This is a genomic window from Paenibacillus ihuae (assembly GCF_001368795.1).
GTDB lineage: Bacteria > Bacillota > Bacilli > Paenibacillales > Paenibacillaceae > Paenibacillus_AQ > Paenibacillus_AQ ihuae.
In genome coordinates, this window is the sequence record NZ_LN831198.1 from 2874589 (window position 1) to 2885565 (window position 10977).

Below are 10977 nucleotides of genomic sequence, written 5' to 3' on the forward strand. Positions count from 1 at the left end.
TACCCGATCATTTCACTTGCCAGATTTAGTCTCAAAAAAAAGGACTCCCTCCGCCATTATTATGACATAGGAAGTCCCTTCTATGATGTGTCGCGTAAGCAGACGGTAATTTATTATTTCACAACGTGGATTGGGTGGCCTTCTACCAGCTCAGCCGCTTCCATGACAATTTCGCCAAGGGTAGGATGCGCGTGGATTGTCAAAGCGATGTCTTCGAGCGTAGCCCCCATTTCAATCGCCAGACCCAGCTCAGCAATCAGGTTGGATGCTTCAATACCCACGATTTGTGCACCCAGTACGAGGTTGTTCTCGCTGTTAGCCACAATCTTGATGAAGCCTTCCGGAGCGTTCAAGGAAACCGCACGGCCATTGCCCGCGAACGGGAATTTGCCGGCTTTTACTTTGTAGCCCTTGTCTTTAGCTTCTTTTTCAGTGAGACCTACGCTGGAGCACTCAGGATCGGTAAATACAACCGCCGGAATGACTTTATAGTCGACAACTGATTTGTGGCCGGAAATCGCTTCTGCAGCGATCTTGCCTTCATAGGAAGCTTTGTGTGCCAGGGCCAGCCCTGGAACGATGTCGCCGATAGCATAGATGTTAGGAATATTAGTGCGGCCTTGGTGGTCAACTTTGATCAGACCGCGTTCGTCAAGCTCGACACCGATCAGATCAAGACCCAGTTCGCCATCTGTGTTTGGACGGCGTCCTACAGTAACGAGCAGGTAATCCGCTGTAATCTCTTTGGACTCGCCGCCCACGGAGTACTTCACGGTTACTTCCTTATCGTTCTGAACAGCGCTTTCCGCTTTGGCATTCGTTACGATCTCAATGCCTGTCTTCGCCATGTTCTTGGCAACCAGACGAGTCATATCTTTATCGAAGCCTGGCAGTACAGTATCCAGGCCTTCAATAATCGTTACTTTAGTACCGAATTTGGAGTACATCTGGCCAAGCTCGGCACCGATGTAGCCGCCGCCGATAACGATCATGCTCTTAGGGATCTCAGGCAGATCCAAAGCTTCTGTCGAGGACAGGATACGTCCGCCGAACGGGAAAGGCTTCAGTTCAATCGGACGGGAACCTGTCGCGATGATGCAGTTATTGAATTTGTAGCGCGGGGATTCATGCTCATTGAACAAACGGGCTTCGTTTGTGCTGATGAACATGGCTTCTCCGCTGAATACTTCGATTTTGTTACCCTTCATCAGGCTGGTAACACCGGTAGTCATTCTTTTCACGACACCGTTTTTGAATTCCATAGTTTTGGACCAGTCTACCTTTACGTTCTCAGCAGTTACACCGAAAACTTCGCCGTGCTGTGCAGCTTCATATTGATGGGCTGCAGAGATCAGGGCTTTGGACGGAATACATCCGCGGTTCAGGCAGACACCGCCGAGCTCCGATTTATCCACGATCAGTACCTTCTGGCCGAGCTGGGCGGCACGAATTGCCGCCACATACCCGCCGGGACCTGCACCAATTACCAATGTGTCGATTTCGATTGAAGCGTCTCCGACTACCATTTATTACACCTCCATAACTAACATATCAGGATTTGCAAGCAGGGTCTTAATGTAATTCATGAAGTTCTGTGCTGTCGCACCATCGATAATCCGGTGGTCAAAGCTCAAGGACAGGGCCATTACAGGAGCTGCTACGATTTCACCGTTCTTAACAACCGGCTTCTCAGTGATACGTCCGGTACCCAGAATGGCAACTTCAGGGAAGTTGATGATCGGAGTGAAGAACATACCGCCTGCGGAGCCGATGTTGCTGATGGAGATCGTGCTGCCTTTCATTTCATTAGGAGCCAGTTTGCCGTCGCGTCCGCGAACAGCCAGATCAGTGATGGCACTTGCAATCATCCAGATGCTCTTACGGTCAGCATCCTTGATTACCGGAACAATCAGGCCGTTGTCTGTATCTGTCGCGATTCCGATGTTGTAGTATTTCTTGTAGACAATTTCGTTAGTGGATTCGTCAATCATTGCATTAAGCGCAGGGAATTGACGGGAAGCTGCAACCAGTGCTTTGACGATGAACGGAAGGTAAGTAACCTTCACGCCTTTCTTCTCTGCAACAGGCTTCATGCGGGCACGGAAGGCTACCAGCTCGGTAACATCCACTTCGTCCATGATCGTAACATGCGGTGCAGTGTAAGCCGATTTAACCATAGCGTTAGCGATAGCTTTACGGATACCCTTGAATGGTACGCGTTCTTCTTCCAGGCTTACATTACCGGATGCTGCAGCTGGAGCTGCTGCTTTTGCTGCAGGCGCTGCTGCTGCCGCTGGAGCAGTAGCTGCTGCCGCAGATGCTGCAGGTGCTGCCGCTGCTGGTGCCGCCGCAGGTGCTGCGGAGCCGCCCTTCAGGAAGGCTTCAACATCTTCGTGAGTGATCTTGCCGTTCTTGCCGGAGCCGTTCACTTTGGAGATGTCAACGCTTTGGTCACGGGCGAATTTGCGTACACTCGGTGTAGCCAGAATGTCACGGTTAGGCGCTGGAGCAGCAGCCTGTGCAGCAGCTGGTGCCGGTGCAGCTTCCTGGGCTGCAGGAGCTTCAGCGTGGCCGCCTTCCTGCTGTGGAACTTCGCCTTCAGCAGCAATAATTGCAACAACTTCGCCTACGCGGCATACCTGTCCGTCTTTCACACGCACTTCAAGCACAGTACCGTTGACCGGGCAAGGAACCTCTACTACTGCCTTGTCATTCTGCACTTCCATTACGATATCGTCGTCAGTTACTTTATCGCCGACTTTGATATGCATTTTAATAATTTCGCCTTCGTGCAGACCTTCACCCAATTCAGGGAAACGGTATTCAAAGTTCACAGCGCCACCGGTTGCCGGACTGCTTGTTGCAGGAGAAGAAGTAGTATCCGCTCCGCCTTTAGCGGCATCTGCCTCTTGAGTGGCCTGGGGTTCTGCATGGCTTGCTTCCTGCTCAGGAACATCGCCTTCTGCATCGATAATGGCCACAACATCGCCTACGCGGCAGACTTGACCGTCTTTAGTGAAGACTTCAAGCACTGTGCCGTTGACCGGGCAAGGAACCTCTACTACTGCCTTGTCATTCTGCACTTCCATTACGATATCGTCATCGGTTACTTTATCGCCGGCTTTGATATGCATTTTGATAATTTCGCCCTCATGCAAACCTTCGCCCAGCTCAGGGAACCGGTACTCAAATTTTGCCACCTTGATAACCTCCTAAAAGTTTTGTTAGCATAAGCTTCTTGTACTCACTCCGCAAAACTTGCTTCGAAAGCATATGCTTAAGTTTTGTTAGCGTCTACTTCTTCGAATCACTTCGCAAACTAGCTTCGAAAGCATCCGCCTAGTAAATATCTTAAATGTATTGCAGAAACGGGTGCCGCCCTTAAATAAGGACGGCAGCTTGAAACTTATTTAGAATTCCATTACTTTCTTCACAGCTGCAATAACGCGTGCCGGTGTAGGAATCCAGGTATCCTCGATTTGCGCGAATGGATAGATGGTATCCGGACCTGCTACACGAAGAACAGGCGCTTCAAGATGCAGAATTGCTTTTTCATTGATTTGTGCGATGACTTCGGCAGCAACGCCGGAGCTCTTTTGTGCTTCTTGAACTACAATGGCACGATTGGTCTTCTTCACAGAAGCAACAATGGTATCAATATCAATCGGGCTAACTGTGCGCAGATCGATGATTTCAGCCTTGATGCCTTCCTTCTCAAGCTGATCAGCGGCTTTGGTGGCAGTATGTACCATCAGACCGTAAGAGATAATAGTTACATCCGAACCTTCGCGGACAACATTTGCTTTGCCCAGCTCGACGGTATATTCACCTTCCGGTACTTCTGCGCGGAACGCATGGTACAGGTTCAAGTGCTCCATGAAGAATACAGGGTCATTGTCGCGGATCGAAGCGATCATCAGTCCCTTGGCATCATACGGGTTAGAAGGAATAACGACTTTGATCCCCGGGCTTTGGGCAATCAGGCCTTCAAGAGAATCAGTGTGAAGCTCAGCAGCCTTAACACCGCCGCCAAAAGGAGTACGGAACACGACTGGAGCATTATATTTGCCGCCGGAACGGTAGCGCAGGCGTGCAGCCTGAATAACGATCTGATCGAGAGCTTCAAAAATGAAGCCGACAAACTGGATTTCAGCGATTGGACGGAAGCCCTGTACCCCAAGACCAAATGCCAGACCGCCGATTGCGGACTCGGCAAGCGGTGTATCGAACACACGGTCTTCGCCAAATTCTTTTTGCAGCCCTTCTGTTACACGGAAAACGCCGCCTACATTACCAACGTCTTCTCCAAAGATCATAACATTAGGGTCACGATTCAGTTCAACGCGCATTGCGTCACGGATTGCTTCTTTCATATTCATTTGTGCCATTGCCTGATATCCCCCTTATTCAAAATCGGCTTTTTGCTCTTCCAGATGTTTCGGAGTTACCTCGAACATGCTGTCGATCAAGCCTGAAACGGTCATTTTTTCGGTTTGCTCTGCTTTTTTGATCTGCTCGTTTACAGTCGCTTTCGCTTCTTCTCTTACGCGCAGCGTGTCTTCTTCGGTCCATAGGCCTTTCTTCTCCAAATACTTGGCAAGACGGGCGATAGGATCCTTCTCGTTCCACTGGCCTTCTTCATCCTTGGAACGGTATTTGCTGGCGTCATCAGACAGGGAATGCGGACGGAAACGGTAAGTTACAGCTTCAATCAGCGTAGCTCCTTCGCCTTTGCGTGCACGCTCTGCAGCTTCCTGCACTGCTGCAATAACTGCGAAGACATCCATGCCGTCAACTTTGATACCTGGGATACCGGCTGCTACTGCTTTGTGGGCAATGGATTTGGAAGCCGTCTGCTTAGCGAACGGAGTCGTAATCGCATAGCCGTTGTTCTGTACAAAGAAGATAACCGGCAATTTGAAGCGTCCGGCAAAGTTCAGGCCTTCATAGAAGTCGCCTTCGGAAGAACCGCCGTCACCTGTATAAGTAATTGCAACATTCTGTTGCTTCTTCAGTTTGAAGCCCATTGCGATCCCGGTAGCATGCAGAATTTGCGCACCGATGATGATTTGTGGCATTAATACATTAACACCATCCGGAATCTGACCGCCGTGCTGGTGCCCGCGGGAATAAAGGAAAGCCTGATATAATGGAAGTCCGTGCCATACCAGCTGTGGAATATCACGGTAGCCCGGGCACACGAAGTCTTCTTTCTGAAGCGCGAACTCACTGCCGATCATGGTTGCTTCCTGGCCGGATACCGGCGCATAGAAACCAAGGCGGCCTTGACGGCCAAGATTGACAGCACGGTCATCCCATGTACGGGTAAATACCATACGGTACATAATTTCTTTCAGTTGATCATCGGTAAGTGCAGGCATCATGTCCTTGTTGATAACTTCTCCATCCGGAGAAAGCACCGTAAGGGCCTCCACGTCCTCTGTATACACTTCATAAGGAACTCTAGTCATCATCTTCACCTCAATAAAAAAATTTGAATATCAGTGGTCTCTGTTATAGAATTATTATACACCTGTTTTATCTGTTTCGTCAAAGAAATACGCATAAAATTTATGTTTCCATAAATTATGTATGTATAACAGGTAATCATTTTTCCTATAACAGATTTGCTTTTTTTAAGCAGGTAAATGATTTTTGGCACACTTACCGCTTGGGTAATTTTAACGCAAGCACACGGTTAATGCAAAATTCGACAAGAAAGGTGACGATTTAGTGATGAGCGAACCTGTTTTTCTGAAACGTACAATCGTTAAACAAACCCTTTGGAGCGAGCATCTGCAGGAAGAACGCAAGCTCCGTATTTATCTTCCCCCCAGGCTATAATGAAGTACTCAGCTATCCTGTTATCTATTGCCAGGATGGAGAGGAATTCTTCAATTTCGGCCGGATCGCCACCCTCGCCGGGCAGCTCATTATAGAGGAAGACATTGAGCCGTTCATCATCGTAGGCGTTGAAGTGAATGTCGCCGTCCGGACACAAGAGTACGCTCCCTTTGGCAGCCGGTTCAGACAATACCTTGCCTGCTTTGCCGAAGAGATTATTCCCTTCGTTGAACATAATTATCCGGTCCGCCGTACCCCGGATGAACGGATTATTGCCGGCGACTCCCTGGGAGGGAGCGTTTCGCTGCACCTGGCCCTTGCCTACCCCCGCCTGTTCAACCGCGTCCTGAGCCTTTCAGGCGCCTATTATCCGGAGTCCCGCGACCTCATCGCCCTGGAAGAGAATCTCTCCTGGCTGGACATTAATATGGTAGTAGGACTGCAGGAGACAGATTATCAGACGGATACCGGAGTATACGATTTCGTCCAGATGAACCGGGACACAAAGCCCTGCTTGAATCCCGCGGTGCAACGGTCTCCTACCGTGAAAAAGACGGCAAGCATCTTTGGGGATTTTGGCAAAAAGAACTCCCAGAATCATTACTCTATTTCTTTACCCCATGAAACAGCATAAAAAGGCGAAAACGTGAACATTATGCCAGAGTATGTACGTCCATAGCTTGTTTGCGCTTCCATTTTGCGGCGGGCACACGGTGCCCGTCCTCTTTTTTAGGATGGCAGCCGGTTAAGCCCGGATTTCTGTGAACTAGAGCTTTTCTGCAATAATCCGCTCCAGCAAAACATCGCAGCCCGCATTGATAAGGTCATAGACCTGCTCAAAATTACCTGTAAAATAAGGATCCGGTACCTCACGCACTTCTTCGTCCGGCAGCAAATCCATGAAAAACAGCAGCTCTGCCTTATCTCCGCCGGGAAGCTTGCGGACATTAACGCCGTTAGAGTTGTCCATGCAGACGATATATTGAAACTTCTCAAAATCACCGCTGCTCACCAGACGTGCTGTCATATTCTCATAGCTAATCCCCTTCTGGTCGAGAATACGCCGGGTCCCTTCATGCGGCACTTTACCAATATGCCAATCCCCTGTTCCTGCTGAATCTACACCGATAAGCTCTGACAGATGGCGTTCTGCGATTTTGCTGCGGAGAACTGCCTCAGCCATAGGTGAACGGCAGATATTGCCCAGACATACGAATAACACATTTACGATTTCTCTCACCTCCCGGAGATCTTTTTGGCCATCTAAACTGTGCGGCTTCTATATAGAAGAAACCCGCTCTATACATTTTACCGCTGCCTGGTCCAATTGTACAACTTTTCGATCTGCATTATACTTGTTCAGGATGACAAACTATACATAAGAAGAAGGAGGGGGATTGTTTTGCCATCCAAACGAGTCGTTATATTCGCCGGCGGTGCGCTATCCGAGGACTTGCTGCACCAAATAGACGAAGATGATTTTATAATCGGAGCTGACCGCGGAGCTTTGTTCCTTGTCTCCCATGGCTTTACACCGGATATTGCTGTCGGTGACTTTGATTCCGTCAGCCCGGAAGCACTGGAACAGATTCAAGCAGGAAGTAAACAAACAATTACCTGCGACCCGGTCGACAAGGATTTGACCGACAGTGAAATGGCGCTTGACCTGGCACTGGGCACCCAGCCTGAATCCATCCTGCTGATGGGTGTAACAGGCACACGAATGGACCACACTCTGGCCGGCATCCAGATGATGACGAGAGCAATGCAGCGGCAGGTGAGCTGTTCTGTGATGGATTCACATAATTATATCACCCTTACCGGGTCGCAGGCTCTTGTTCAGGAACGCGGATTCACCTATGTCTCCCTGCTCCCCCTGACACCGGAAGTCACAGGAATCACCCTGCAGGGCTTTCAATATCCTTTGGAGAATGCCACGCTGAAAATGGGCCAATCCCTGGCGGTCAGCAACCGGCTGATCGGGGAATCAGGCACGGTTACTATCCAAAGCGGACTGCTGCTGATCATCCAAAGCAGGGATTAATACATAAAAATCCGGAGACATCGTTGTAACCTTTGTTTCAAAATCTAAAAACCGGGAATCCCTTGCCAGTAAAGGAGTTCCCGGTTTTTTTGCGTCCATCAGAAAGCTAAATATTAATTTTTTGTAACTTTTAATGATTTTTTAATAAAACGCTTCCAACCCGCGCCCAGCATGAATTCAAGACAGTTATGGGAAAATATAGGCGGTGATTAAACTGATATACTACGAAACAGAGAAAGAAGAATACAAGATAGATACAAACCTGGGAGGTACTACAACATGAATAAGCACCAATGGTTCAAAAAAGCGATTATCGTGGGGATAAGCACTACAATTGGCCTGAGTACTCTGATGGCTACAGGAGCCGGTACAGCACCCGTTGCTGCCGCATCTGTATCGTCCTCTACTGGACAAAGCATTGTAAACTTAGGCAAAAAATACTTGGGTGTGCGTTATCAGTTCGGCGCATCTACTTCTACTACAAGATATTTTGACTGCTCCTCTTTTACTAAATATATCTTTGCCAAATATGGCGTAAACCTGCCGCGCACTTCTGTCGCTCAGTCAAAAGTCGGAAAGGCCGTATCCAAAGCGAATCTCCGTGTTGGCGATCTGGTCTTCTTCTCCAGCGGCAGCAGAGCTAACGGTAAAAACGTGACCCATGTCGCGGTGTACGCCGGCAACGGCAAAATTCTCCACACATACGGTTCACCAGGCGTTACAGTATCCAGCCTGAATTCCGGCAACTGGAAAAGAACCTATCTGAAAGCACGCCGCGTACTGTAGAACTTCGCAGATATATGGCAATCAGCCAGTAGGGCCGCCTTCGGGCGCCCTCATTATATATCCGGTTCCGCGCACCGTATGAATCAGCTTATTGCGATGGCCTTTGTCAACCTTCATGCGGATATGTCTGATATAGACATCTACCACATTGGTGTCCGCAGGAAAGTGATACCCCCACACCTGCCTTAAGATTTCGTCCCGGGGACAAATTTCCCCTTGATGCAGAGCGAGATAATAGAGCAGATCAAATTCTTTGGGGGTCAGCATGAGCTCGATTCCATCCCGGCTGACCAGCCGGCGGCTGGAGTCGAGCAGTAGGCCATCGACCTTAAGCAGGGATTCAAGGCCGCGCCGTCGTCCCGTAAGCCAGAGCAGGTTCATTACTCTGCATCTGAACTCACCTGTGTGCAGCGGCTGCTTTATATATTCGTTTCCACCCGCTTCAAATACCGCAACGGCATCTTCGCCAGCACCTTCACTTGCAATAACCATCACCGGCAAAAAGGTCCCCTGTGCCCGGAACTCCGAAACGATGCTCCAACCGGCCCATTCCCCGGCATTTTTCAGCTCCGCCAGAAGCAGAGCGGGATGAACTCTGGCTAATAATAAGCGAAGATCCTCGAGATCTTCGCTTATTGCCGTCTGCAGCCCCAGCCTGCCGAGAGCTTCTTCAATCCGCAAATGTACCTTTTCCCTGTTGCGGATGCATTCCTGCGTTTCACCGGCTTCACGGGCAGTCCCAGATATGTACCAGGCGATAATTTCGTTCATGGATCTCCCCTCCCCGCATCATTTTCAGCCTTGCAGCAGAATACCTGCCGCAGATCAAGCTTAGAATTCCCCCAAAGCAAAGAGACCATTCCCTATGGGAATGGTCTTCACATTAAGTTCTACTACATTAGCCAAAATATCGGTGATATACGCTGCGGGCGGCTGCTATATCATTGGTTCCATGAATCAGAGCCCGCCCGTCGGCAAAAATAACCAGACGGTAAGGTTCCTCCGTAAAGGAAACGAGATAAGGATTACTCTCCACCCTTCCGCTCCCCAGCCTGGAGAGCCGGGCAGCCGTCTCCTGCAAATCCAGCTTTTGGCGGTGGGCCGGCCGGATTTGTACAGTATCCCTGCCGCACAGCACATCACTGCGTTCCGTATTGGCCGCGGTCAGGTAAGGATAAATCGCATGGCTGCCACAGGACGGGCAATCCGCCTTCTTCGCCGCCTTCACCCCAATCTCCTGGTGCTCATTGCGCCACACATCAAAGCTCAGCAGCTTGTCCCGCAGCTGGCTCTGCCGCCCCCCAAGCAATTTGAGCGCTTCAGCAGTTCCGTTAGCCGTAACTAGCTGCACCGCCTGCGGCAGAATGCCTGCAGTGTCACAGGTATCTCCGCCCAGCGGAACCGTTCCCAGCAGACAGTTCAGGCAAGGCGTCTCTCCCGGCAGAATCGTGTAGGTTATCCCGTAGCTGCCTACACATGCTCCATAAATCCAGGGAATCCCGTGTTTCTGAGCCATGTCATTAATTATCAGCCGTGTATCAAAGTTATCTGTACCGTCCATGATGAGGTCCACTCCGGGCAGCAGACCTTCCAGCTCTTCCGCTCGAACATCCAGCACATGGGCCTCAATCACAATCCCGGAATTAATCTGCTCCAGCCTAGCTTTTGCAGCCGCAGCCTTAGGCATCCTGCTGCTGGCATCTGCTTCAGTATACAGCTGCTGCCGCTGTAGATTACTCCACTCCACATAGTCCCGGTCGGCAAGAATCAGTCTTCCGACACCACAGCGGGCGAGCGTCTCAGCAATGCCGGTACCGAGCGCACCTGCACCGATAATTAACACACTTGAACGGGCGAGGCCCGCCTGCCCCTCTGCCCCAAACGGTGCAAAGCGTACCTGGAGCGAGTAGCGGCCATCTCTACCTGAACTATTAATATCTTCACTATGGCTCATTCCTGACAGTCCCCCCATATTGAAAAGCCGGGAAACAGCAGCTGGTCCACTGCCCATCCCCGGATTTTAACTTAAACTATACCGTCTGTACCTGTGCTGACCACTGCTCAACATCCCAAATCTTCGTGACCCAATCCTCGTAGAAATCAGGTTCATGAGAGACAAGCAGAATCGTGCCTTTATACTCCTGCAATGCCCGCTTCAGCTCTGCCTTGGCAACGATGTCCAGGTGGTTCGTAGGTTCATCAAACAGAACCCAGTTGCTCTCCCGCATCATCAGCTTGCAAAGACGCACCTTAGCCTGCTCTCCCCCGCTCAGCATGCTCAGCGGACGGGTAATATGCTCGTT

At 50.1% G+C, this 10977-nt stretch carries 10 protein-coding genes and 1 pseudogene; 3 read left to right on the forward strand and 8 right to left on the reverse strand.

Features of this window, described 5'->3' with window-relative positions; translation table 11 throughout:
* Positions 1-113 precede the first annotated feature (113 nt).
* The 4 genes from lpdA to pdhA form a co-directional block, all read right to left on the reverse strand.
* Positions 114-1526, reverse strand: coding sequence for a dihydrolipoyl dehydrogenase (lpdA, locus tag AQR02_RS13050; protein WP_054940869.1), 1413 nt, complete (start codon positions 1524-1526; stop codon positions 114-116).
* Positions 1527-1529: 3 nt separating this feature from the next.
* Positions 1530-3200, reverse strand: coding sequence for a 2-oxo acid dehydrogenase subunit E2 (locus AQR02_RS13055; protein ID WP_054940870.1), 1671 nt, complete (start codon positions 3198-3200; stop codon positions 1530-1532).
* Between the two features lie 210 nt (positions 3201-3410).
* Positions 3411-4388 carry an alpha-ketoacid dehydrogenase subunit beta gene (locus AQR02_RS13060; protein ID WP_054940871.1) on the reverse strand — a complete coding sequence of 326 codons (978 nt, stop codon included), beginning with the start codon at positions 4386-4388 and terminating at the stop codon, positions 3411-3413.
* Between the two features lie 15 nt (positions 4389-4403).
* Complete coding sequence (gene pdhA / locus AQR02_RS13065; protein WP_054940872.1) at positions 4404-5471, reverse strand: pyruvate dehydrogenase (acetyl-transferring) E1 component subunit alpha; 1068 nt, start codon at positions 5469-5471, stop codon at positions 4404-4406.
* 265 nt (positions 5472-5736) lie between these two features.
* Here pdhA and AQR02_RS13070 point away from each other — a divergent pair.
* A pseudogene (locus AQR02_RS13070) lies at positions 5737-6468 on the forward strand (alpha/beta hydrolase).
* 142 nt (positions 6469-6610) lie between these two features.
* Here AQR02_RS13070 and AQR02_RS13075 read toward each other — a convergent pair.
* The gene (locus AQR02_RS13075) at positions 6611-7075 is read right to left on the reverse strand and encodes a low molecular weight protein-tyrosine-phosphatase (RefSeq protein WP_054942095.1); all 465 of its coding nucleotides are present in this window, start codon (positions 7073-7075) and stop codon (positions 6611-6613) included.
* Between the two features lie 171 nt (positions 7076-7246).
* Here AQR02_RS13075 and AQR02_RS13080 point away from each other — a divergent pair, with 171 nt between their 5' ends.
* Together AQR02_RS13080 and AQR02_RS13085 are read left to right on the forward strand one after the other, a co-directional pair.
* The gene (locus tag AQR02_RS13080; RefSeq protein WP_054940873.1) at positions 7247-7888 is read left to right on the forward strand and encodes a thiamine diphosphokinase; all 642 of its coding nucleotides are present in this window, start codon (positions 7247-7249) and stop codon (positions 7886-7888) included.
* Positions 7889-8167: 279 nt separating this feature from the next.
* Entirely contained in the window at positions 8168-8674 is a 507-nt protein-coding gene (locus tag AQR02_RS13085) for a C40 family peptidase (protein ID WP_054940874.1), read from the forward strand.
* 21 nt (positions 8675-8695) lie between these two features.
* On the opposite strand, the gene AQR02_RS13090 is transcribed toward AQR02_RS13085, so the two are convergent.
* The 3 genes from AQR02_RS13090 to AQR02_RS34195 all read right to left on the reverse strand — a co-directional run.
* Positions 8696-9445, reverse strand: a complete 750-nt coding sequence (locus AQR02_RS13090; RefSeq protein ID WP_054940875.1) for a response regulator transcription factor — start codon at positions 9443-9445, stop codon at positions 8696-8698.
* 127 nt (positions 9446-9572) lie between these two features.
* A complete protein-coding gene (locus tag AQR02_RS13095) occupies positions 9573-10628 on the reverse strand; it encodes a ThiF family adenylyltransferase (RefSeq protein WP_054940876.1) in 1056 nt (351 codons plus the stop codon).
* Positions 10629-10704: 76 nt separating this feature from the next.
* Positions 10705-10977, reverse strand: a 273-nt coding sequence (locus tag AQR02_RS34195; protein WP_245237397.1) for an ATP-binding cassette domain-containing protein, incomplete at its 5' end; no start/stop codon positions are given.

What these genes read in the sequence shown, in the direction of transcription:
- lpdA (WP_054940869.1), bottom strand. Translation starts at nt 1,526, where the DNA reads ATGGTAGTCGGAGACGCTTCAATCGAAATCGACACATTGGTAATTGGT.
- AQR02_RS13060 (WP_054940871.1), bottom strand. Translation starts at nt 4,388, where the DNA reads ATGGCACAAATGAATATGAAAGAAGCAATCCGTGACGCAATGCGCGTT.
- pdhA (WP_054940872.1), bottom strand. Translation starts at nt 5,471, where the DNA reads ATGACTAGAGTTCCTTATGAAGTGTATACAGAGGACGTGGAGGCCCTT.
- AQR02_RS13085 (WP_054940874.1), top strand. Translation starts at nt 8,168, where the DNA reads ATGAATAAGCACCAATGGTTCAAAAAAGCGATTATCGTGGGGATAAGC.
- AQR02_RS13090 (WP_054940875.1), bottom strand. Translation starts at nt 9,445, where the DNA reads ATGAACGAAATTATCGCCTGGTACATATCTGGGACTGCCCGTGAAGCC.
- AQR02_RS13095 (WP_054940876.1), bottom strand. Translation starts at nt 10,628, where the DNA reads ATGAGCCATAGTGAAGATATTAATAGTTCAGGTAGAGATGGCCGCTAC.